The sequence below is a fragment of the Streptomyces kaniharaensis genome, assembly GCF_009569385.1.
Classification (GTDB): Bacteria; Actinomycetota; Actinomycetes; order Streptomycetales; family Streptomycetaceae; genus Kitasatospora; species Kitasatospora kaniharaensis.
Map to the genome: position 1 here is coordinate 33,992 of NZ_WBOF01000005.1, position 21,934 is coordinate 55,925.

At 70.8% G+C, this 21,934-nt stretch carries 25 protein-coding genes; 17 read left to right on the plus strand and 8 right to left on the minus strand.

What is annotated here, in order from left to right:
• Nucleotides 1-210 precede the first annotated feature (210 nt).
• From F7Q99_RS36315 to F7Q99_RS36325, 3 genes are all read left to right on the plus strand, one after another.
• Nucleotides 211-354: a hypothetical protein gene (locus F7Q99_RS36315; RefSeq protein ID WP_153470548.1), complete on the plus strand. Its 144-nt coding sequence runs from the start codon at nucleotides 211-213 to the stop codon at nucleotides 352-354.
• Nucleotides 355-860: 506 nt separating this feature from the next.
• Entirely contained in the window at nucleotides 861-1,229 is a 369-nt protein-coding gene (locus tag F7Q99_RS36320; protein ID WP_153470551.1) for a hypothetical protein, read from the plus strand.
• Between the two features lie 142 nt (nucleotides 1,230-1,371).
• The gene (locus F7Q99_RS36325) at nucleotides 1,372-1,830 is read left to right on the plus strand and encodes a hypothetical protein (protein ID WP_153470554.1); all 459 of its coding nucleotides are present in this window, start codon (nucleotides 1,372-1,374) and stop codon (nucleotides 1,828-1,830) included.
• A gap of 84 nt (nucleotides 1,831-1,914) precedes the next feature.
• Here the strand turns inward: F7Q99_RS36325 and F7Q99_RS36330 are convergent, their stop codons facing one another.
• Complete coding sequence (locus F7Q99_RS36330) at nucleotides 1,915-3,057, minus strand: S1 family peptidase (RefSeq protein WP_195911401.1); 1,143 nt, start codon at nucleotides 3,055-3,057, stop codon at nucleotides 1,915-1,917.
• 230 nt (nucleotides 3,058-3,287) lie between these two features.
• Between F7Q99_RS36330 and F7Q99_RS36335 the strand changes: the two genes are divergently transcribed.
• From F7Q99_RS36335 to F7Q99_RS36365, 7 genes are all read left to right on the plus strand, one after another.
• Nucleotides 3,288-3,743: a hypothetical protein gene (locus F7Q99_RS36335; protein WP_153470561.1), complete on the plus strand. Its 456-nt coding sequence runs from the start codon at nucleotides 3,288-3,290 to the stop codon at nucleotides 3,741-3,743.
• Between the two features lie 146 nt (nucleotides 3,744-3,889).
• A complete protein-coding gene (locus F7Q99_RS36340) occupies nucleotides 3,890-4,951 on the plus strand; it encodes a hypothetical protein (RefSeq protein ID WP_153470564.1) in 1,062 nt (353 codons plus the stop codon).
• Nucleotides 4,952-5,394: 443 nt separating this feature from the next.
• Complete coding sequence (locus F7Q99_RS36345; protein WP_153470567.1) at nucleotides 5,395-5,874, plus strand: hypothetical protein; 480 nt, start codon at nucleotides 5,395-5,397, stop codon at nucleotides 5,872-5,874.
• A gap of 191 nt (nucleotides 5,875-6,065) precedes the next feature.
• On the plus strand, nucleotides 6,066-6,845 hold the full coding sequence (locus F7Q99_RS36350) for a hypothetical protein (RefSeq protein WP_153470570.1): 780 nt from the start codon (nucleotides 6,066-6,068) through the stop codon (nucleotides 6,843-6,845).
• Nucleotides 6,846-7,230: 385 nt separating this feature from the next.
• Nucleotides 7,231-8,160: a replication-relaxation family protein gene (locus F7Q99_RS36355; protein WP_195911402.1), complete on the plus strand. Its 930-nt coding sequence runs from the start codon at nucleotides 7,231-7,233 to the stop codon at nucleotides 8,158-8,160.
• Between the two features lie 22 nt (nucleotides 8,161-8,182).
• Entirely contained in the window at nucleotides 8,183-8,395 is a 213-nt protein-coding gene (locus tag F7Q99_RS36360) for a hypothetical protein (RefSeq protein ID WP_153470576.1), read from the plus strand.
• Nucleotides 8,396-8,559: 164 nt separating this feature from the next.
• A complete protein-coding gene (locus F7Q99_RS36365) occupies nucleotides 8,560-9,261 on the plus strand; it encodes a hypothetical protein (RefSeq protein WP_153470579.1) in 702 nt (233 codons plus the stop codon).
• Nucleotides 9,262-9,369: 108 nt separating this feature from the next.
• On the opposite strand, the gene F7Q99_RS42195 is transcribed toward F7Q99_RS36365, so the two are convergent.
• From F7Q99_RS42195 to F7Q99_RS36390, 5 genes are all read right to left on the minus strand, one after another.
• Nucleotides 9,370-10,323, minus strand: a complete 954-nt coding sequence (locus F7Q99_RS42195) for a protein-L-isoaspartate O-methyltransferase family protein (RefSeq protein ID WP_326847519.1) — start codon at nucleotides 10,321-10,323, stop codon at nucleotides 9,370-9,372.
• 434 nt (nucleotides 10,324-10,757) lie between these two features.
• Nucleotides 10,758-11,213, minus strand: coding sequence for a hypothetical protein (locus tag F7Q99_RS36375; protein WP_153470582.1), 456 nt, complete (start codon nucleotides 11,211-11,213; stop codon nucleotides 10,758-10,760).
• A 66-nt stretch (nucleotides 11,214-11,279) separates the two neighbouring features.
• Nucleotides 11,280-11,828: a hypothetical protein gene (locus tag F7Q99_RS36380; RefSeq protein ID WP_153470585.1), complete on the minus strand. Its 549-nt coding sequence runs from the start codon at nucleotides 11,826-11,828 to the stop codon at nucleotides 11,280-11,282.
• A gap of 123 nt (nucleotides 11,829-11,951) precedes the next feature.
• Nucleotides 11,952-12,419 carry an ATP-binding protein gene (locus tag F7Q99_RS36385; protein WP_153470588.1) on the minus strand — a complete coding sequence of 156 codons (468 nt, stop codon included), beginning with the start codon at nucleotides 12,417-12,419 and terminating at the stop codon, nucleotides 11,952-11,954.
• On the minus strand, nucleotides 12,416-13,072 hold the full coding sequence (locus F7Q99_RS36390) for a hypothetical protein (RefSeq protein ID WP_153470591.1): 657 nt from the start codon (nucleotides 13,070-13,072) through the stop codon (nucleotides 12,416-12,418). Before F7Q99_RS36390 ends, F7Q99_RS36385 begins: the two co-directional genes overlap by 4 nt.
• A 276-nt stretch (nucleotides 13,073-13,348) precedes the next feature.
• Between F7Q99_RS36390 and F7Q99_RS36395 the strand changes: the two genes are divergently transcribed.
• The 5 genes from F7Q99_RS36395 (at nucleotide 13,349) to F7Q99_RS36415 (ending at nucleotide 17,049) form a co-directional block, all read left to right on the plus strand.
• On the plus strand, nucleotides 13,349-14,173 hold the full coding sequence (locus F7Q99_RS36395; RefSeq protein ID WP_153470593.1) for a helix-turn-helix domain-containing protein: 825 nt from the start codon (nucleotides 13,349-13,351) through the stop codon (nucleotides 14,171-14,173).
• 27 nt (nucleotides 14,174-14,200) lie between these two features.
• Nucleotides 14,201-14,413, plus strand: a complete 213-nt coding sequence (locus tag F7Q99_RS36400; protein WP_153470597.1) for a DUF397 domain-containing protein — start codon at nucleotides 14,201-14,203, stop codon at nucleotides 14,411-14,413.
• Nucleotides 14,414-14,754: 341 nt separating this feature from the next.
• A complete protein-coding gene (locus tag F7Q99_RS36405) occupies nucleotides 14,755-15,975 on the plus strand; it encodes a helix-turn-helix domain-containing protein (protein ID WP_326847520.1) in 1,221 nt (406 codons plus the stop codon).
• Nucleotides 15,972-16,529 carry a flavoprotein gene (locus tag F7Q99_RS36410; RefSeq protein WP_153470600.1) on the plus strand — a complete coding sequence of 186 codons (558 nt, stop codon included), beginning with the start codon at nucleotides 15,972-15,974 and terminating at the stop codon, nucleotides 16,527-16,529. The genes F7Q99_RS36405 and F7Q99_RS36410 overlap by 4 nt, the downstream gene beginning before the upstream one ends.
• A 169-nt stretch (nucleotides 16,530-16,698) precedes the next feature.
• Nucleotides 16,699-17,049 carry a DUF397 domain-containing protein gene (locus tag F7Q99_RS36415; RefSeq protein ID WP_153470603.1) on the plus strand — a complete coding sequence of 117 codons (351 nt, stop codon included), beginning with the start codon at nucleotides 16,699-16,701 and terminating at the stop codon, nucleotides 17,047-17,049.
• A gap of 82 nt (nucleotides 17,050-17,131) precedes the next feature.
• Here F7Q99_RS36415 and F7Q99_RS36420 read toward each other — a convergent pair whose 3' ends face one another.
• Nucleotides 17,132-18,832, minus strand: a complete 1,701-nt coding sequence (locus tag F7Q99_RS36420; RefSeq protein WP_153470605.1) for a helix-turn-helix domain-containing protein — start codon at nucleotides 18,830-18,832, stop codon at nucleotides 17,132-17,134.
• A complete protein-coding gene (locus tag F7Q99_RS36425) occupies nucleotides 18,829-19,353 on the minus strand; it encodes a hypothetical protein (protein WP_153470609.1) in 525 nt (174 codons plus the stop codon). Before F7Q99_RS36425 ends, F7Q99_RS36420 begins: the two co-directional genes overlap by 4 nt.
• Before the next feature lie 1,092 nt (nucleotides 19,354-20,445).
• On the opposite strand from F7Q99_RS36425, the gene F7Q99_RS36430 reads away from it, so the two are divergent.
• Together F7Q99_RS36430 and F7Q99_RS36435 are read left to right on the plus strand one after the other, a co-directional pair.
• Complete coding sequence (locus F7Q99_RS36430; protein WP_153470612.1) at nucleotides 20,446-21,552, plus strand: conjugal transfer protein; 1,107 nt, start codon at nucleotides 20,446-20,448, stop codon at nucleotides 21,550-21,552.
• On the plus strand, nucleotides 21,552-21,884 hold the full coding sequence (locus F7Q99_RS36435) for a hypothetical protein (protein WP_153470614.1): 333 nt from the start codon (nucleotides 21,552-21,554) through the stop codon (nucleotides 21,882-21,884). The genes F7Q99_RS36430 and F7Q99_RS36435 overlap by 1 nt, the downstream gene beginning before the upstream one ends.
• Nucleotides 21,885-21,934: the final 50 nt, after the last annotated feature.

Consider the following 21,934-nt stretch of genomic DNA (forward strand, 5'->3'; position numbering starts at 1 on the left):
GAACCATGTGAAAGGAGGAATCCTCTCCATGGAGGGCCAAGTCTAGCGCCCGCCGGCCGCAGCACCGAACTACGGGACGGGCAGATCGGGGGACTGGCCCTCTCGGGTGAAGCGAGGCCCGACCACACATGAAGATGTCACGTTTGCGGCATTATTTATAACGTAGGTCCGGCTGGCTGTCGGACCGAATCGAACCGCGAGGAAGGCCCCATGGACGAGCAGCACGGCCACGAGCATGACGACGACCCCGTGATCCCGCACGTCGACCTGCCCGGGCAGCGCCCCAGCACGCCGATCGACGGGATGCCGTTGCGCCTACCGACCCAGCGGCACTCCGAGCAGTCCCCGAACTGACCGACACCCGGCAGGCGGAACCCGGGCCGGGCGGTCGTCACCGCCCGGCCCGGGTTCCGCACAAGGGTACGAGCGCCCGCCCGATCGCCCGCACGCGCACCCTGGATTGCGCCGCCGCCGCACACGCCGGCCGGCGCCCGAACAGGCCCGGGCGTCGCAGGCCGAGGCGAATGTGACTGGACAGCGCAGTTTGCGAGCCGGGCACCCGAAACCCGCACGTCACGGCACTTGCGGGCACAGCTGCTTGCGAGCCACCGAACACCAAATCCTGCGAGACAGAGCCTCCGGCGACCCCGGCCGGGACGCAGAGCCCCAGGCCGCACGGGTCCAACCTTCCAACACGCCCCGACATGCAGGACTCGGTTTCCATTTGCAAGGTGTGATGTCCAGTCATACAGCCTGACGAGCCAACCCCTCTTGCGATCGTGTATAATCTGCGGTATTATTTATTGCGTCGGATCGGGCGGCTACCGATCCGGATCGAACCGTGACTTCCAGGAGGACACATGGGTGCCGACACCGACTTCATCGGCGCGGTGAGCGTCCAGCCCCCAATCCCGCTGGCGGACTTCGAGGACAACTGGATCAAAGAGGACACGCGCTTCGAGCTGCTGAGCCACGCCCCCTGGGGAACCCCCGTGGTCCTCGGCCTGCTCGCCACCGACGACTGCCACGGAAAGAGCGGCTACGCGCTGGACCCGCTGATGGAGTTCCTCCGGGTCTGCCTCCAGCGCCAGCCCGAGGCCCGGTTCCACTCCGCGCTGCGCTACGCCGACTTCGGGTGCTCCGGGCGGGTCGTCGTGACGGCCACCGGCGGCATCGAGTGGGAGGCCGACCCGGAGGAGGGGCCGAGCAGCCCGGCCGGGAAGCCGTAGGGCCTACCGGTCGTCGGCGCCGCCCGGATCCGGGCGGCGCCGACGACCGGGCACCATGCACCGGCCTCGCACCCGGTGCAGGCCAGGAATCGCTCTGTGGCCGCCCACCCCTTCCCCCGGCCTTCTCCGGGGCAGGATCTCGATGCCCAGCACGGCACTCACGATCACCCCGGGCCCGGTGCCCGACCTGACCCACTACGACATCATCTGCGGCAATCTCTCCGGCGGGGCCGACTCGCGCGTGATGCAGTACCTGCTCATGGAGGCCGCCCGGGCCGTCGGCGTCGCCGACCGGATGTGGACCTTCCACGCCACGCTCGGCCCCGTGGAGTGGCCGGGCGTCACCTTCGGCGGTCGGCGCTACCCGAGCATGTCCGAGCTGGCTGCGCGCCAGAGCCGGGAGTCCGGCGTCCTCCGCTCGCGCCACGAGCGCACGAAGACCACGAACGACGGCGTCGGCGGAAATGAGCCGCAGGACCTGCTGACGCACATCGCTGCCTACGGGTATTCATGCGCCTGGGCACCACGTACTGCACAAAGGGCTGGAAGGAGCAGGTCAAGGAAACCGCGTTCACGCCGGAGGTCCAGCGTCTGCGCCTGATCTTGGGGCGGCTGGTCCGCCGGCCGAAGGTGCTCGGCCTGCGCAGCGAGGAGTCGAGCGACCGGGCCAAGCGCTTCGGCAGGCTCAGCGAGCCTCGTTTACGGTGACCTGGTGCCGAGTCAAGAATTTAAGCATCGAATCGGCCGAGATCAGATAACTATATCCCCCCATTCTGGCCAGTCGAACAATGCCAATAACCCGACCCTTGGAATTTACCGCAGGAGCACCGCTAAAGCCCCCTGCCGTATGGAGAAGTGTCTCAATCATGGGGTCGCCAGGAAAATCAGCAAGCTGGAGCCCAATTGCCGTGACGGGGCCCACGCGAACCTCCGGCTCCGTTGACGAGCCCGTGTAGCCAATACAAGTGACGTCCTCGTTGAACAACGCGCCAATTTCCTTTTCTGAGCTAGCTGACGCCTGAATCGTGAGCGCAGGCAAATCCTGGCGGGCAGTTTCGAGCAAGGCCAAATCTGCATCTCCATCCCGCGCGAGGATGGTCGCGTCGATCTCTTCTCCAGTGTAAAGCTTCAACACCACCCGGTCCTCCGCTCTCAGCGCGTGCGCCACGGTGAGAACACGCCCCGGGGCCACGACAAACCCTGAAGCTGTAGGCAGATCATTGACAATCAGCCGCACAATCGAAACCTTCAGGGAATGAAATAGGGTATCCAGCGATCTTTCTGCGACGACCGCCACTTCACGTGACGATCGTGCGGCAATATTGGAAAGTGCCGATGCACTTCCCTCGCCTCCGTAAATCTCCGCAAGCTTGGCTGCCAGGACGGGGTCGCCCATTGCATCGATGGCTAGGAGCGCCGCTCTCTTTTCTCGCTCCTTATCGGAGCCGAGGTAGGGAATTAATGGGGGGATTATTGAGCTGCGTTGTACGGTGAGTTCACGCTCCGTACGGGATGTTTCGCTTGCCCTCTGATGTCTTGATACCGTAAGCGTGGCCCAGCCTCCGACCGCTGCAATCATGAGACCAGAAACGATTGGGGCAATGGATGAAAGGCGATCCCAGTTATCTTTCCCGGCACCCTGGGCTTCCATCTTTGGGCCATCCGCCTTCGACGTCGATGATGGGCTGGCGGCCTGCACCACTGCTGGCTTGTTGCGCGACGTCATAGAATCAGTGGTGGCTCCGATGAATAAGACTGCAAGTGTTCCAGAGATGAGAGCGACAGCAAAGATGCCGCCGAACGACAGGCGCATGATTCTGTGGTTCATGAGAGCTTCAGGGCCTTGTGGAAAGCTAGGGACGGCAACTTCCGCCACAAAGGTGGCAAGTCTCGACTGCGCCGCACGCAACATCCGCCATGCCACCACTATGACGGCGGCGAGACGATATGTGGCCATGACGCTGCGTGGCGATTGGGGGACCCATACATCCCTTCGGAGTATTGCTCGCCGCCATCGGCCCGGCTACCGCAACATAATGCCCAACGGCGCCCAGGCACGTGGACGAGTGGCCGCCGGCCAAGGACTGGACCCGCGAGCAGGTCCGCGGGCTCCACGACGAAAAGGGACTGGACTATCACTGGTGCTACGACTCCGAGCCCGGCGCCGGCAACCGCCTCCGGACCACGCACTGCTCCTGCTCGAACTGCTTCCTGGCCAGCCGCCGCGACAGCCTCATCGGCGCCGCCCGGCGGCCACGGGCCGCAGCCCTGATCGCGCACGTCGAGGAGGTGCGCGGGGACTCCTTCCGGCCCGACATCCGGATGCGGGACCTGATCGAGCTCTCCCGCAGGCCCGACGCGCCACGCCCCGGCGTCGTCATCGAGGACGAGGGCCCTGGCTTCGACCGCATGGAGCGGCGCGTGCTTGAGGCCCTCCGGTTGGAGCCCCGGCGCCTGTCGCGACTGTCGGTGAGCGCGCCGCCGCGCGAGCTGCGCCCGGTCAGCATCGCCTGACCCCCTGGCGGGGTTCGCCGCCCGGGCCGAAACGCCCGGCCCCCCAGGGCGCGAACCCTTCCCGCAATGCAAGCATTGCGGTATTCTTTCTTTCGCAAGTCCGGCTGGCTACCGGGATCCATCGAACCGTGCGCAGGAGGACTGCCATGCCCGCACCGACCAAGACGAAGGACCCCGAGAACGGCTCCCGCCGCCTTCACCCGGCGCAGCGCCCGAGGGACACCAGCAACGACCTGTTCATGCTCAAGATGTGGGTGAAGGAGAGGTCCGGGGTGAAGGCCCCACTGAGGCTGTGCGCGCCAGCGGACCCGGCCGGTACCGCAGGACGGCAGCTGGTGCACCTGGCCGCGTACCTGGCCGAGCGCAAGCGCGAGGCGGCTGAGCGGCGGAACGCGGCGGCCGATCCGACCAGCGCGGGGGCGCTGGCGTTCCTGAGCAGCCGTGAGGCGTGGGCGTCGTACCCGTATCCGCCGCTTCACGACTCCCGGGTGACCTGCCAGCTGGATGTACGGCTCGGCCCGCTGGACGAGACCGGCTGGCCGGCGGTCTCGGTGGTGGTCCTGGAGTCCGAGCCCGGCCGCTGGGGCTTCTCCCGTAAGCGGAAGGCCGAAGGCGCGGGCGCCGTGATCCGGATGGCGCGCGAGGAGATCGAGGCTGAGCACGTACACCTGTGCTCGCGAGCGGTCGGCACCAACGACCCTGGCGTCGTCGAGCTGCGCGACCAGGTCGACGTGCTGCGCAAGCAGGCCGCCGAGCTGCACAAGCTGGGGCAGCAGCTGACCGACACCGAGGGCGCGCGCAAGGCCCGGGCTGCGCTGCACGACCCGGTCGTGCCCGAGCCGGGCACCTCCCACTTCGTCCAGCTCGATCCCCTGCCCGAGCGGATGGAGGTTTTCACCGGCACGATCCGCGAGATCGAGACCCGTACCGGGGCTGACGGCCAGGTCGTGACGTTGTTCGGCCTGGCCCACCAGCAGGGGCGGTTCAGCGCGAGTGGCCACGAGATCCCGCAGGTGCTGCGGTGCAAGCTCACGGGCCAGGCCGCGCGCCGGGCTTCCGGGCTCCCGGCCGGGCGCCCCGTCGTCGCCGCCGGCCGACTCGTCCAGCAGATCTACATGCCGTCCGAGCAGCAGCTCCCCCGGAGCCTGACCACTTTCGACGTCCAGGTGCTGGGGACCGACCTGCTCACGCAGGACCCCGCTTCCTGACGCCCCGGCCCCGGACCACGGTCCGGGGCCGGCCTCACGGCTGCGCGGTGGCTCCGCCGCAGCCGACCGAGTCGAACCACCGAGAACCCCGCCCCATGGAGGACCGCCATGACCGTCACCACGTCCGTCACCGCGAAGTCGCTCGACACCCTCGCCTTGGCCCACGCCCTCGCCACCCATCTGCCGAACCGGCCCGGACGCGGGTGGAACATCCGCACCGAGGAGGAGGTCGCCTTCGCCGGCCGGCACCCCGTCAGCCTCTGCGACGGGCACCGGGCGCTGCTGCTCGCCGGCACGCCCGACGGCGTCACCCTGGCAGCCTGGCCCGACGGAGGAAGCCCGGTCGGCTGCTCACCCGAGGCCGTGCCGCGCAACCCGCCGCCCTGGCCGCCCTGGTCGTTCGTGACCACCTCGCCTACCTGGACGCCCTCGCCGCCCGTTGCATGTCCGCCGAGGAGCTGGACGCCGAGGCCACCGCGCAGTTGCGCGACCTGCGCTCCGCGGTCGGCACGCGGCGGGTGTTCCGGGCGGAGGGGCGCCGCGTGCTGGTGCGGGGCGCCGAGACGGACCTGAGTGTCGTGGTCGATCCGGCGGGGCTGGAGACGACGGTCGTGGCCCACCGGGTGCGGCTTCCGTTCCTGGAGCGCGTCCTGCGCAGGACGGTGGCGCCCGAGGCCGCCGGATCCACGCGTCCCCTGGCCGAGCAGGTCCGGGGGCGGGCCGCGCGGCGCCTGGCCGCCGCGTTCCCGAGCCCCGACGTGTCGTCGACGGGTGACTCGACCGTGCTGGCGTGGTCGGACCTGCCGACGCTGTGCCGGATCTCGGTGCCGGCCGAGGCGGGCGGCGGCGACGCGACCGCGGGCCGGCTGGCGCTGACCGGCGGGTTCGACCTGGTCCTGTCGGTGGTCGGCGTCCTGGGCTGACGCCACCTGCGGGCCGAGCGCAAGGTTGGCGGCCGCGGTGCCAGCTGGCACCCGGCGGCGTCATCGAGCGGGGGCTCCACTCCCCCGTACGGATGGGGCGCGCACCGCCTGCGAGGCACACTTCCCATCTATGCAAGGTCCGTGGTATTAATTACTCCGTAGGGCGCAGCGGGCGCCGAACGCTTTCAAACATGGAGACCGTCATGATCCGTCTGGGCCGCAGCGCCGTCGACCGCGAGCAGATCGCCGCGATGGCTGGCAAGAACGTCCGCACCCTCAGCAACAAGAAGGCCTTCGACGTCCTCGACGTCGTCCGCGGGGGCAACGGCAGCAAGGTGCTCCATGACCTGGAGCAGGCGCAGGTTCTTGTCGCCAACCTGGGGCTGAAGAAGGGCCAGGAGCCGGCGCCGATCCCCGCGATCCCGGATCCGACCGACTACACCGAGCACGAGCTGCGTGGCTACATCATCTCGGCGCTGCAGGCCGAGAAGGAGGCCGGCTTCGTGCACGACATCACCGTCGAGGAGCTCGACGAGATGGACGAGGACGGGCTGCGTGAGTACATCGACGGGCACGACCTGCTGGACCTGGAGGAGGCCCGGATGGCCATCCCCGAGGACCGGCGCCCGACCGAGTCCACCATGCACTCGTACTACACCGGCCACAAGGGGACCTCGCTGCCGGAGCCGGACCGGACCTTCGCCGGCAAGGACCACTGGTTCCGCGACACGATCGTGGAGTGGAACCGCAGCGGCCGCCGGGGACGCGGCAGCGGCGCCGGCGGGCGCCCGGCCGGTGCCACCGGCGGCTGGACCCCCCGCAGCCCGCGCAACCTGGCCGCGGCCGAGCGGCGTCGTCAGGCGGTGCAGCTGCGCGCGGACGACGCGTCCATGCCGATCGCGCGGATCGCCGATGTCCTGGGTATCTCCGAGCGCCAGGCCGCCTACTACCTCCGCACGCACACCGGATAGCTGGTGCGGGAGACCTGGCATCTCCACCGAGGAGCCCGCCGAAGAGCTGGGGCTCTCTCCCGGGTGCAGGCCCGCAGGTACCGCTGCGAGGCTGGCGAGGCCTCGGCCTGACGGACAGGTAGAACGGCCAGGCCCGGCGGCGCGGGGACGGCATCAAGGAAGGGGGGAGACCGTGGTGGCAGCAGACGTGCAGGTCAGAGCGTCGGCGGCGGAAACGTTGATGACCTTCGGCGGGTACCTTGATGCGCCGGCGCAGGCCTTCGGGGAAACGTTGATGCCAGGGCGTTACCCACTCGTTGTCCGTCGCCGAGGGGCGCATCAAGGAATCCGTCAATGCCCGCGGGGTTCAGTGGGGCGACCGAAACCGCTCCCCTGGAAGGCTCCCGTGACGACGAAGGACTCCCCGGCGCCGGCCGGCCAGTTCGAGTACCTGGCCCTGGCCTCGCTCCACCTGCACCGTTCGGCGACTACCGCGCAGTTGCAGGCCTTGGTGGCGCCCGACACCGACATCAGCATCGTGCGTCGGCGGCTTCGCAAGCTGCACAAGCAGGGCCTGATCGACTTCACCGACATCTCCGAGCCCCGCAACGCCCACCTCTACTACCTCACCGAGGCCGGGCGCGCCCTGGCGGCCAAGATCCCCGAGGTCGGTGACCGGACCAGCCCGCAGCAGAACTTCGACGCCATCGGCGTGAGGCTCCTGCTGCCGCACACCCAGGCTGTCCTGCGCACCCACCTCGCGTTCCTGGCCGACGCCCGCGAGCGCGACGACAGCTACGGGCCGCTCGACTGGACCCCTGAGGTCTCGCACCGCTGGTCCGACAGGAAGGCGGACGAGGTCCGGGCGGACGCCCTGCTGCGCTACACCGCACGGCGCGCCGGCGGCCGTGCCCACTTCCGGGCGATGGTCGAGGTGGACCGGGCGACGTACGGGAGCGAGCGGCTCACCACGAAGTTGACCGCCTACGCCAGGTTCTACGAGCTCACCCCGACTCCGGTCGGCCGGCGCGGCACCATCGAGGCCGCGCAGGCAGCCGAGCCGGTCTACAAGGACTTCTACCCGCGCTTCCCCAGGCTGCTTTTCGTCCTGGACCACGACTCCCGCACCAGAATGCTCCACCGCATCGAAGACTTGCAGATCGCCGCCGCCGACAACCTCCGCGTCGCCAACATGCTCAAGGAGGTCAAGGCCGGCGCCGCGCTGCTCGAAGACCTCGTGGCCACCGAGGACAACCCCGCCGCCAGGCCCTCGGCGCCGGTATGGACCTCCCTGAACGACCCCGACCGGCCGACCTGCAGCTGGATGGACCTCTAACCCGAACCGCGAGGAGATTCGGATGCCCAGGCACAGCACCATCGGTCACGCCACGATGACCATGTCGGACGGACGCATCCGCTGCTACTTCATCCACGAGCAGCAAGGGGACAGGCTCCTGGTGTCCCCGGCTGATCCCGACACCATCGCGCTCTACGCCGCTCCCTACCCGGTCGACCGGACGGAGTTCACCTCCATCACGGTTCGCGCGACCCCGGCCGCGCTACCCGAGTGAGACGAGGATGTTCGCGTTGCGGATTGACCTGGTCGGGGCGGCCACACTCCAGGGCATCGTCTTCGGGCCCACCGCGCCGGTGTAGAGCCCGCTGGCCGATCCGGACCGGCCGACGTACAGCCGGAGCGAGTTGTAGAGCCATCACCATCCCCGAGAGGATCGACATGTCCACTCCCGCCTTCACCGTCGCTGACGACGTCCTCGCCAGGATCGGCCAGCACAAGGCAGATGAGCTGCGTCGACGGACCCGGACGTTCACCTGCGTCGAGTGCGGCACCCGCGGCCGTGCCGATCAGGAGCCCGTCAGCGTCGTGCTGACCACCAGCACGCTGCTGTCTCGGCTCGGGTTCGCCCACCATCGCTGCTCCGCCTCGCAGGTGGTCCAGGTCGATGACGGCGACCTGGCCGTCAACGGCTCGACCGACCTCATCCCGCGAGCCCTCGGCCTTTCAACCGGTTCCGGCGATCGGGCCGCGCTGCTCCTCGCCTACGAGGAGGACGTCACCGTCTTCGACGGCTCGGGTTCCGCGTTCGACCCGGTGATCTCGCACTACCTCGACAGCGGCCTGCACCGACTGGTCTCGCTCGGGCGGATGCCGGCACTCAGCCCGCAGTGGAGCGTGCAGGTCGGCCCAGGGGATCGCCTGTCCGTGCGCTGCGGGCAGACGCACATGCTGTCGGACGCCACCATGTACGCGCCATCGGTGTGGCTGGCCCTGGCCGCCGAGGCCGGATCGGTCGCGCTGATCATCGGCAGGCTCGGCTGGGACGACATCTACGCCGAGCAGGCGCCCTGGGCTGCTTACGCGAGTGCCATCAAGGCCGGGCAGCTGGTCGGCGGGACAGTCCCCGTGGCGATCGGCTGACGCTCCTCGCGCCCGGATGCCTGAGTACTTGCACGGGCACCGGTCCCGCCTGCCCAACGTGCCGAACGGGGCGCTCACCCGCAAAGGGTGAGCGCCCCGTTCGGTGTTTCAGCAGGCCGGGTACTCGACGCGGATCCTGTCGATGTGCCACCTGTCCGGGAGGAGAAGTCCGCCAGCGGATTCCGTGGCGTGCGCGAGTTCGGCGACCCACCAGGGCAGTCGAGGCCGGTGTGCCCAGCCCCAGTGGAGGATCGCCTTCTCGGCCTGGTCGGCGAGCAACTTGGCGCGGCGACGGTCACTGGTGGCCCACAGCCCGTCCGGGCGGACGTAGACGGCATGGCGGCCGTCGACCAGCGCGATGGTCTGTCCCCAGTGGCGGCGGCCGTCCACCCTGGCAACGGTGACGAGGTCGGGGTGGTGGATGGCCAGGTACGCCCACAGGTCGGCCCACTGGTCTTCCCGCAGGGCGCCGACCGCGCTCAGGCGCCGCGTGCCGGGGTCAGGCGCAGGGAGGGAGGGGCGGCTGGCGGGGGTGTCGCCGCCCTCTGGGTACAGCGGGCCAGCCACGGGCACCGGCCAGTAGTCAGCCCCCTCGGTGAGCAGCCGGGCGCGAAGGCCGGACCGGCGGTTTTCTGCGACGACCCAGGGGTGGCGGCCTGCGAGGGCGAGGGGGACGGCCAGGGCGCCGCCTTTGGCCAGCTGACCGAGCCAGGCGCGGGGGATGCCCTTGACGGGGACGGTGGAGACGATCAGGTCGTAGGGGGCCTGGTCCGGCCGGCCATGGGCGAGGTCGCCTATGTGGATGTCGACAAGGCTGCGGTTGCGGCTGCAGGGGCCGAGCGTGGCGCGAACGCTTTCGACGCCGGCGAGGTCCGGCTGGACGGAGCGGAACGGGGTGTCGCCACTCAAAGCGGCGAGCTGGCGGGTGATGTCGCTGCCGGGGCCGATCTGGAGGATGCGCACGCAGGTGGTGATCTGCCGGATGAGGAGCGGGGGCAGGGTACCCGCGGCGGGCGCGGGGGTCACGGGGAGCTGGTGTTCGGGGGCGGGTGAGTGGCTCACGGGTCCTCAGGTCGGGTCGGGGCGTCGCCGATCGGGCGCCGCCGGGGTCGTTGAAGGGTGTCGGTGCGTTGCCGGTGGTCGCGTCGGTGCAGATCGAGTTCCGTCTCGCAGGTAGCGACTTCGGCTGGTTCCCTGGCGGGCGCGGGCGCGTTGGCGGCGTTCGGCAAGGCCTCGGCAGGTCTCGCAGCGGGACCGGGCGAGCTGGTTCCAGCTGATCGGGCCGCAGCCCGGTCTGGACGGCTCGGGGCCCCTGCCGGGCCAGGCCGGCCGGTGGAAGAGGCGTCCGTTCTCCGCGCGGCTGCGTCGGGGGATGCCCCAGGTGTCCATCCAGGCGCGGACCGTCCGTTCGTCGACGCCCAGGCCATCGGCGATGCCGCCGATCGAGGCGCCGGCGCGGTAGTCGCCGGTGATCCTGTCCTTGTAGGAGAAGGTAGTCACCGCTGGGTCTCCAGTCGTTCCCGGGCCTCGGCCCGCAGGAGGCGGCGGCGCCCGGCGCCCAACATCCGGCTCCGGACCAGCACCGCCCGGCGCACCGCCCTGGACGGTTCGGCGCCCGGCCGCGGGCTCCCGGGCAGCAGCGGCCAGTGAGCGGTGCTGGCCACAGCCACGGTGATGACGCGGCGTCCGGTCCGCTGCTGGGCGCGCAGGGGCGTGCCGCCGTGGTTAAGCTCGAAGCACGCCTGGTGGAAGGCGGCGTTGTCGGCCAGTGCTGCCAGGGCGGGGTCCTGGCCGGGCTGGTCGAGCGGGACTCCCCCGGCGCGCAGCCGCCGGCCCAGCCAGCGCAGGGCCTGGCCCGCGCTGGCGTGGTGGCTGACCGAGCGCCGCAGGGTGCGGCGGGCGCCGACGAGGGTGGCGCTGGTGTAGGTGGCCGTGAAGCAGGCGGCGGGCACGGGTTCCTCGCTGGGGCTGCAATCGGGCGGGGGCGTTCCGGGAGCGGGTACGGCGGCTCGTCGCATTCAGTGGTCCGGGCGGGATGGGGAGCACTGCTGTGGCCGGTGAGAACGGCGGCCGCCCGGGCCGGGGGCGTCGTAGAGGAGGCTGCGCAGCCAGGGATGGGCGGAGAGTGTTCCGTTGACGGCAGGCCAGTGCGCCCACCGCACGGGCCAGTGCCGGTTGTCGGTGCCCGGCGTCGGGTCGGGCATCGCGATCCGGGTGCCGGCGGGCAGCAGCCGGGCCTGCGGGTGCGGCTCGGTCCACCCGCCGTCGTCCTCGGGCGGGGTGAGCCAGTAAGTCCGCTCCGTCCGGGTGTCGGACAGCACGGGGCCGACGCGGTACGGGGCATGCCCGGCCAAGAGGACGTCGAGGAGCTCCAGGCCGGTCCCGGCGTCGAGTTCGACGGCGCCGAAGCGGACACCGATCGGCATCGCGACGAGGAGTTCGGGTTCCCCAGCCCACCGCACGACGGTGACGTCGCGTAGGAAACGGCCGAGGGCACCAGCCAGCCAGAGGGATGGGGGCATGGCGGCTGCGAGCTCGCTGCTCGGGTTCCGCGGATGGGTCGGCATGCGCGCCTGCTTCGGGTAGGGGTTTGTGGTGGCGGTCCACCCGGCCGGGCTGGGCGGCCCGGGCCGGGCGGCCGTAGGAGGCGGGCCCCTGGCGGGACAACGCAGTGGTGGCCCTCCAGCGCGTCAGTTGCGCCAGGTGAGGGGGCAGATCGCCCAGACCGCCTTGCCGTCCGGGAGCGGGAACCAGCCCCATCGACCATTGGTGATGCTGTGAACCATGCCGAGTCCGAGGCCGCGTTCCTGCTGTCCGGGGGCGCTGGTGTCCACCTGCGGCCCCTTGCTGCTGCGATCGAAGACGACAATGAGGACCTCGTCGGTCTCCAGCAGCACCTGCAGGTAGAACGTCGCGCGGGTCGGAGCCTCGGGGCTCGCGGCGTGCCTGGCCACGTTGGACAAGAACTCGCTGGTCACCACGCAGGCTTCGAAGAACACGTCGCGGTCGGTCGGGCGCCCATGTGCGTGTAGGACGGCGTGGCAGTGGACGGCGGCGTCGCCACGAAGCTTCGAGACGTGCTCTTCGGTCAGGTGCTCCACGCTGCGGGTCAGGGTGTGGGCGGGCGAGGTCTGGATGGCGGGGGAAAGCGGTGTCATGACGGCTCCGTGGTGCTGTGCCGCCGGAAGTGTGCGGCGAGGTTGGTCGGTCGTCGCGTAGTCCGCGTCCGGGGGATGTCCTGCTCGGCGGGCTGGGGGCCCTGCTCGACGGCGGTTCGGTAGGCGGAGTGGAGAATGTCGGCGAGCTGGCCGGTCGGGGTGAGGAACTGCCCGCCGTCCGGTGCGACCAGCCAGCGCACGCCCGTGTCGCGTGGGATGCCGGGCTGCGGGCACATCAGCGGGCTGCTGGCGGGGCCGTGATGGGCGGTGAGGTCGCGGCCCCAGTCCACGCCAGCAGAGCTGATGCCGGTGAGCAGCACGTTCCAGTCGTGGTGGAGCGGCGGGACCCAGAAGACCAGCGAGGTCCCGGTGAGCAGCACGGGCCCCGGCGTCGTCCGGTCGGCCAAGAGGTGGAGGGCTTGTTCACCGAGCTGAGTCTGGACGCTGATCGCGTCCCAGTGCCGGGGGGCTCCGGGGTGGATCGGGGCCAGGCCGTGCGGGCTCTGCCAGGCCGTTATGCAGGCACGGGTGTCCTGTCCCTGGAGGAGCCACCTTGCCCCGGAGGAGGGGATGGGGCGAGGGCCCATCGTTCGTGTGTTGCCCGCGGCCGTGAAGGGGGCGGGTGTCTGGAGCAGCTGCGTGGTGGGGTGCATAAGTCCTCCAGCCCGTCACGGGCATGGGCAGGCCGACCGGAATCGCAGATAGCCCTTGGCAATCGTGCGATCACTCAAAGCAAGCAGAACCCACTGTCCTCGCGATTTCGCGAGTAGTCAACCGCTGTATCCGCGATTTCGCGACCTATCCTGGAGCAACTGCCGCTTCCGCAACTCCCAGTGACGGTCAGTCATGGCCGGTACCAACCGGCCCGTCCCGCCCCCTCAGCCCGACCAGGCAGACTGTGACCCACACCCGTAGGAGGGACACCACCCGTGGCTACCAGCGACCCGACCTACCGCCGCGCGCGTTTCGGCAGCGTCCTGCGCAGGCTTCGCGAGCAGTGCCAGTTGACCCAAGGCGCCGCGGCCGCCCAGGCCGGCGTGGGCGTGGACAAGATCAACCGCGTCGAGCTGGGCCGAGTGGCGCTCGGAGTCCCGCTGCTGCGCACACTCCTCGACCTGTACGGCGTGCAGGACAGCGACCGCCGCAACGCCATGGAGGACATGGTCGTCAACCTCGCCAAGAAGTCGTGGTGGAACACCTACTCGCTGCACCTGCCCTTGCAGGACTTCCTCGGGCTGGAGCAGGACGCGGAGGCCGCCTGGGCGTGGGAGCCGCTGCTGGTGCACGGCCGCTTGCAGACGGAGCGGTACGCCGAGGCCCTCCTGGCCTCCGGAGACGAGGTGATCCCCGGAGGCCAGGACCGCGTCGAGTCGATGGTCGCCGTGCGCATGCACCGTCAGGACGTCGTCACCAGCGCCCTCACGGTCGTCCTCGGCGCAGCCGCGCTGGACACCGTCGTGGGCGGTCCGGACGTGATGCGCGAGCAGATCGCCCATCTGCTCACCCGCAAGGAGGTCGAGCTCCGAATCCTCCCCGTCGGACGTCCCCACGTCGGGCTGGACGGAGCATTCACGATCCTGAGCTTCCCGGACGGCGGCCAACTCGCCGCCGTCGAGAGCCTGGTCACCACCTCCTATTTCGACGACCCCGAGTCCCTGTCGCTGTACGGCCGCGCCGCCAAGCAGCTCACCGATCTCGCGCTCGACCCGAGCGCATCGCGGGCGTACCTCGAAGAGCGCGTCCGCGCCCTGTGAACCGAGCTCCATCCCGGAAGGACCAACATGCCGCACCGCCCCCCTCGTCTGGCACCGGACGAGTGGACCACCAGCTCCCACAGCGGCCAGCAGGGCAGCTGCGTACGCTGGCGCCGCGACCGCACCGCGGCGGACTGCATCGAGATCGGCGACTCGAAAGACCCTGACGGCCCGACACTGACCGTCACCGAGCCGGTCTGGAGGACGTTCGTGGCGTTCGCCCGGACGTTCGAGGTGTAGCGGCGCCCCAGGACGACCGAGGGGGCGGGGACAGCGGCATCGCACCGCTGCTCCCCGCCCCCTGTGCATTCCCCGGCCTACCTGACGCACCGCACCGGGACCGGTCACCGGTGCACCGCCGTCTCTATGGGCAGGACGGGGCACGGGGCCATGCGCGCCGACGGCGCTTCGGCCGCCACGTGCCGCACGCCGGAGGGCGGGGACTTCTTCGGCCCCGTGTCGTTCATTCTTCGGGCTCCGAAGTATCCGAAGTGGGTGAATGTGCTACCCGAGCACCGTAGAACGGCTACACCGGAGCCAACGCACGCAAAGTGCGTGCGTTGTGACGGGAGGGCGTAGTCGTGGACGTCGGCGGGATCGGGCGCAGGATCGCGTACTGGCGTGAGCGCCGGGGGCTCACCCAGGAACAGGTGGGCCGTCTGGTCGGCATGACCCGGCGTGGTGTGCAGGACATCGAGCGGGGCGAGCGCCAGGGCGATCCACGCGTGTCCGTGGTGGAGACGTTCGCCGCGGCACTCCAGGTCCGCGTCGAGGACCTGCTCGGCGACGGCCCGCCGGCCTCCGCGGCACAGTGCATGGACACGGCCGAGCTGGCAGCCATCCGGGCCACCCTACTGTCGCCGGCCGTCCTTCTCCCCGGCCTGGCGCGCGACGACGCCCGGCCGGACCTGGAGCGGCTGCGGCGCAACGTCTCCTACGGCTGGACCGCGTTCCAGTACGCCCGTTTCACCTCGCTCGGGCGGGTTCTGCCCCCGCTGGTCGCCGAAGCCGCCGCAGCGGCAGGGAATCTGGACAGCGGCGCCCGCCAGGCGGCCTTCTCGCTCCAGTCGATGACCTACCAGCTGGTAGTGGCCGTCGCGGTGAAGTACGGCGACGTGGTGCTCGCCACGATGGCGGCCGACCGGGCGGTCTCCGCCGCCGATCGGTCGTGCGACCCTGTGGCCATGGCCGGCGCTGCCCGGCACCTGGTCGACGCGATGACCCATCAGGGCCGCGCGGCCGAGGGCGTCCGGCTGGCCGGCTCCGTGGCCGACCGGCTCGAAGGCGACCTGGTGGACCGGGGCGTCCACGGGGTGACCGTACTCGGGATGCTGCACCTGAAGGCGGCCGTCGGCGCCGCCGCGCTCGGATCGGCCGACACGGTAACCGATCTGCTCGCCGCCGCCGAGGAGAGTGCCGCGCGCCTCGGCGGCGACGCGAATGCGCTGTGGACCGCCTTCGGACCGACGAACTGCGCCTTCCACACGGTGGCCTGCCTGGTCGCGCTGGGCGAGGGGGCGAAGGCCGTCGCCGCGGCGCAGTCCATCGCACCGCACATGCGGCAGGCGCTCCCGCGCGAACGACGCGCCCTGTTCCTGGTCGACCTGTCCCGGGCGCAGGCGCAGGCCGGACTGCCGGGCCCCGCGCTGGAGACCCTGCTGGAGGCCGAACGCGAAGCCCCGGAGGAGGTGCGGTGCCGGCCACGCACCCACCAGCTGGTGCAGGACCTGCACCTGCTGGTGGCCGGATCCGACGGGGGACGCTTGCGCACCCTCGCGGCCCGCTGTGGACTGCCCGCATGACTCAACGCCCCGTGCTCTACCTGGTCGCCTGCGCGGCACCGCCCGCCCTGCGGGTCCGATCCGGCATCGAGGCCGGACAAGACGTCGGCTGGGACGTCTGCCTGATCCTCACCCCCTCCTCCCGGCGCTGGCTCGCCGACGACATCCCCGCTCTGGAAAAGCTCACCGGTCACCCGGTGCGCAGCGAGTACAAGATGCCGCGGGAGGAGGACGTGCTGCCGCCGGCGGACGCGATGCTGGTCGCGCCGGCCACCAGCAACACCATCAACAAGTGGGCCAGCGGGATCAGCGACACGCTGGCCCTCGGGCTGGTGACCGAGGCGATTGGGCTGCAGCTGCCGCTGACCGCGCTGCCCTACTGCAACAACGCGCAGGCAGCCCACCCGGCCTTCGCCCGCAGCGTGGAAGTGCTCGGGGACGCGGGCGTCACCGTGATGCTCGGGGCCGGCGGCTTCACTCCCCACCCTCCCGGTCAGGGCGACCTGGATGCCTACCCATGGGCCGAGGCAGTGGGCACTCTGATCCCCCGAGTTCGGGGCGGGAGTTCGAGCTGAGTTCACAACCCGCCGCAGCAGAAGGCGCCCGGCGGCGACCTCTACCTGCTGCAAAACCGCGGACGCGCGCCGCTTCACCCAGCTCTCCGGCCGGCTGTGCGGGGCAGCACTCGACCCGACCGATTCGATCCAGTTCCTCCGGACTCTCCCGGCAAGAGATGTGGGTGATATGAGCACCGTTCCCGACTTCACCGCCGCCATTTGGTTCAAGGCCCGGGCGTCCGAGAGCGCCCAGGGCTGCTTCGAGGTCGCGTTCGCCGACGGCCATGTGGCGCTGCGGGACAGCAAGGACCGCACGCTGCCTGCGCAGGTCTACCCGGCGGACGTCTGGAACGGCTGGCTCGACAACCTGCGGCAGGGCATCCTCGGGGGCCACCGCATCGTGCTCACGTTCTCGTCAGACGGCGTCCAGGTTCGCGACGGCGCCAATCCCTCGGCGCAGGTGCACACCTACACCCGCCACGAGTACGAGTGCTTCATGTCCGGCGTCCGGAGCCGGGAGTTCGACCTGGCGGCCTGACCCGGCATCAGCAGCAAGAGGCGCCCGGCACGTCACCGTGCCGGGCGCCTTCATGTTCCCTCCCCGCCGATCCCGAGGGCTGCTACCGGCGGGACATCGCGCTGTGGAGCGACTCCAGGCAGTCCGGGCACATCGGCAGGGCCGGCGGGGTGCCCCGGCCGGGCCGTCCGCAGATGCCGGTACCCAGGCCGTCCGGCCCCGGTGCCTGGCACCGCCACGTCACCGGATCGACGGCGGGAGCCGGAGGCTCAACCGCGAGGGGGCCGGGTTCCTCGGCTACTACCAGGTCGAGGGCCTGGTTCTCCGCGTCCAGGCGCCGACGGGCATGCTCGGCCTGGCGCTGCGTCTCCCGCAGTCCGCACGCCCGGCACTCCTCTCCGGTGCTGAGGACGATTCCGCGCTCGCAGTCGGGCCGCTCGCAGTCCTGCCGGGACAGCACAGCCGCGAGGTAGCCGACCGGCCCGCGGATTTCCCCTCGGGCGATCCTCTCCGGCGCCCCGGTCTTCCACCAGCCGTCGCTGATCCTGGCGAGCGCGTGCTCGGGGCTTCGGCCGGCGCCGAGCAGGTCGCGCACCGCGCGGCGCAGCGGGGGTACCCGGATGGCCGGGTGCTTGCTGACCCCGAGGGCGTCGATCGCGGCGAAGACCTCTTCCTCGCCGGCCAACGGGCGGGTGGCGGTGGTACGGATGGTTTTGGTGCGCGGTTTCTTGGTGGTGGTCGCGGCGGAGCCGCTTCGCGGGGTGGTCTTCGCGGCGGCGCGCGTTTCGCGCGCCTTACCCGCTGTAGATGCCCTACGGGCGTCCGGGAGGGGCTCGCGATCACGGTTCTTGTTACTGCTCTTATTGGGGTCCGGCTCATGTCGCCACCCTGGTCCGGCTGGTGTCGCTACCCCCGTCCGCGTGGTGTCGCCACCCCCGTCCGGCTCATGTCGCCACCCCCCGGTCAGCGCGTTCATTTCCAGGTCGTCGCGGGCGGCCGCGCGGCGGCGCCAGAGCCTGGCGTCGAGCAGGAGGTAGGAGGAGGCGGCGCGGCCGCCGCCCTCGTCGGCGGGGTGGTAGTTGTCGCGGGTGAGCAGCACGCCGTCTTCGCGCAGTTGGGCGAGGGCTTCGCAGACGACGCTGCGGCTGAGCCCCGTGCAGGCCATCAGTTCCCGCAGGGTCGGCGGGCGGTCGGAGGTCGCGCGGTTGTTGATGTTGGTGAAGGACGCGGCGGCGGCGTAGACGGCCTTGTAGTTGGGGGACCGCTCGCCGACGCGGACCAGACGTGCGTCCAGCTTCACGTAGTCGATGCCGGGGTCCCGCTGGACCCGTGGCAGGGGCCGGCCGTCGGGGCCGGTGAGGACCGGAGCGAGCGCGGCCGACGAGCGCTCCAGGAGCTGGCGGGCCCAGCGCTCCTGGTCGACCAGGCGGTAGTGGTTGGCATCGGCGACGGCCGGGTTGCCGGGGGTGCTCTGGGCGGTGACGATGAGGAACTCCCGCTGCACGAGGTCGGTGGTGGCGCGGTCGAGCGTCTTGGTCGTGCGGCCGATGCATGCCGCCAGCGTCTTGCGGTACGGGAGCATCGCGCGTCGGACCTCGTCCGACCAAGCCGCGACCGCCTCCGCGGTGAGGGTGGTGTGGTCCTCGATGTTGGCAAAGCTCGCGAGCGCCATGTAGGCGGCCTTGGTGACGGTCGGGCAGGAGCCGTCGCGGGCGAGGCGGACGTCGAACTCGATGTAGTCCAGGCCGCCAGGTACGAGGTTCCCTTGCGCGTCCAGGGACAGTCCGGTGAGGAAGTCGGTCATCGGGTCACCGCCGTGGGGGCGCTGCCGGCGGGGGTGTACACGCCGTCGCGGTCCGGGTCCCACACGCTGAACTGGTGGGCGTTGGGGAAGAGGAAGTGGCCGTACGGGTCATCGATCCGCTGGGCGTCGGGCGCCGGGGGCGCGGTGCGGATCTCGGCGAGCGCGGCCCGGACAGTGCCGGCAACGAGCAGCCAGGCCTCATAGGTGTATGGGTGGGCGGGTCCGAACTCTGTGGTGGCGTCGTCGGCCAGGTTCCCCGCCCAGATCCGCGCGATGACGGTGCGGCCTTCGGCGAGCGCGGTCTGGACGGCCGCGTACGACTCGCGGTACCAGCGCGGCGGCACCGGCGGCTGCGTCGGCCGGGGCCGCAGCGGCGTGGCCGCGACTGCAGCCTCATTCGGAGTGCGGGTGGTGGGGACAAAGGGGAGCGGCTGGATCCGCAGCGGCGTGGCGGCCACCCGGCGCCGACGGCTCAGTGAGCGGACGGCCCGGACGACGACGGCCAGGGGCCAGAGGAGCACGAGCGCGAGCCAGGCAGCACCCGCAGCAGAGACAAGGACAGGGGCCGGAAGGCGCCGCCGCCGAAGCCAAACGTCATCCACTCCGGTCAGCGCGAGGTAGAGGGCGCCTGCGGGAAGGTAGGCGGTGGCGGCCACGACAAGGCCCGCAGGGCAGCCGGAGCCAAAGCAGGGCAGCAGGGTCGGCGGCAGGTCCATGAGGGCTCCTCGGGCAGCAGTGGTGATCAGCGACCGAGGTAACCCCGCAGACCTTGACGTACCCGTTGATGCCGAGGCCCCTGAAAAATCACAAGTTGGCAACTGTGGTGATCAAGGTGCCGGTCCTACCTTGATGCCGGGTCCGAGCGGTGCCTGCGCAGAGTCGAACGGCCGTGCGCAGAGCCCGACCCGCTGCGCATGCGCAGAGGCCGGCGGCTGCGCAGAGCCCGACTCGCTGCGCAGTGCTCTGCGCGTGCGCATGCGCACGGGGCTGCGCAAGGCAGCGGGTCGTGCGCAGCGGGTCGGGTCTCCGTTTCACACGCCGGACCGGCGGCATGCGCATGCGCAGACCGCCGCGCCCTGGCGCGGTCCGGGACAGGCGGCTGTACGCCGAACCGCCCGTTCCGCTCTGCTGTGCGCGCGGCCGCCGGACACGGACGACGGCATCGAGCGGGCACCGGCTGCCATCGGTTCGGCTGGTGAGCGAGTGCAGCAGCACCGCGTCAGGGTCCGGCCGGACGAGCCGTCAACATGGCGTGGCCGGTTCGAAGGGCTCATCAAGGTGTCCGGCGCGAGGCGGGCCACGCCATCAACGTTTCCGCCTGGGCCCCGAGGGTGGGCATCAACGTGTGGCCCTTCGCCCGGACGCCCCATCAACGTTTCCGCCGACACCCTTGATGGGGCATCAAGGTTTCCGGGCTCCGGTCCCCGGGGCGGCATCAAGGGTCGGCCCCGGCCTCATCAACGTTTCCGCTCGGCCTCACAAAACAGCAGGTCAAAGTGTTGATGAGCGCCGTTGCGAAGGCGTTATCCCCCGGCGTCTGATCATCAAGGAGTTCATCAAGGTTCACGGGGTTCTCTCGGCTGACAGCAACCGCTGACGACCCAGGAGCCACGTTGAGTCCTCTCCTCTCCCGGCGCGACCGCGCGCCGGATCCTTCCCCCACAGCCTCGGACGGCGACCTGCGGCGCGCCCAGCGCCGCACCCTCGCGGTCCGGGCCGGCGTCTGGGCGGCGCTGGCCGCCAGCCCCGTCGCCCTGCTGCTGTCCGCCGCCGCGCTCCGTGGCGCGGTGGCCGAGCCGGTGGCCTCGGTCGCCACCGCGCCGCCCGCGGTCTCCCCTCCGAGCGGCTACGCCGAACAGTTCATCGACCTCTGGCTGCGCAGCTCCCAGGACGGCCCGCAGGTGGATGCGCTGCGCACGATGGCGCCGAACGTGGAGCTGCCGCGGCCGGCCTCGGGTGCGCAGACGACCGTCGAGCGCGTGGTGGCGGTGCGCAGCGCTCCGCTGGGCGCGCGCACGTGGCAGGTGACGGTGGCGGCGACGCTGCTTCTCCCGGCGGCGTCTGCGCAGAGCGGTTCCGGTACGCAGACCTCTGCGCAGAGCAGTGCGCAGAGCAGTGCGCAGAGCTCTGCGCAGCCGGCCGGTTCTGCGCAGAGCGGTGGCGATGCGCAGCGGCGGACGGTGCGGTACTTCGCGGTGCCGGTGGAGGTCGTACGTTCCTCCGGCTCGGGTGGAGCGCCGGACGCGCTGGCGGTCACCGCCGCGCCGGCTCAGGTGGCCGCTCCGGCCGCGCTGTCCGGGGACCCGTCCGCTCCGGTGTACGGGACGGTCATCAGTGACGGTCCCCTCCAGCAGACGGTGGCCGGGTACCTGACGGCCTATCTCACGGGGGTCGGCGACAACAGCCGGTACCTGTCGCCTGGGGCGAAGGTCCTCGCACCCGCGGCGTCGTACACCAAGGTCTCGCTCGCGACGCTGGGGTCCACCAGTCCGGTGCCGTCCGCGCCGACCGACGGCACGGTGATCAGCGTCCAGGCCCAGGTCCTCGCGACCGACACCGCGGGCTCGTGGCCGCTGACCTACCCGCTACGTCTGCGGGCGCGCGCCGGGCGGTGGGAGGTCGCCTCCCTCGCCCCGGTCCTCGCCTCTCCTTCTTCCTCTTCCTCCGGCTCGGGTACCTCGCCCTCGCCGGCTCCCACGACTACGGCAGGGGTGCGGTGATGGCTGCTCACGACACGGTCCTGGCCGGTGCGGTCCAGAACTTCGGCAACAGCTGGAGCACCACCCTGCTGGACTGGGTGGCGAACGGTCTGATGATCGCCCTCGGCGCGATCCTGATCATCCACGCGATCCGCAAGATGAGCATCAAGAGCGCGATCGGCGGGGCGGTCGGACTGGTCATCTGCTGGAGCATCTTCGCGGGCCGGTTCGTGATCAGCGACATGTTCCAGACCGAGTACAAGGACCCGGGCAAGAACTCGGTGCAGATCCCCGGTGACCCCAACATCGGTGCTCCCCCGCTGCCGACCGTCGCCTTCCAGGGCCGGCTGTGAGCAGCGCCGCGCGTCCCAGGATCGGCCGCTCGTACACCCGCGCGAGAAGG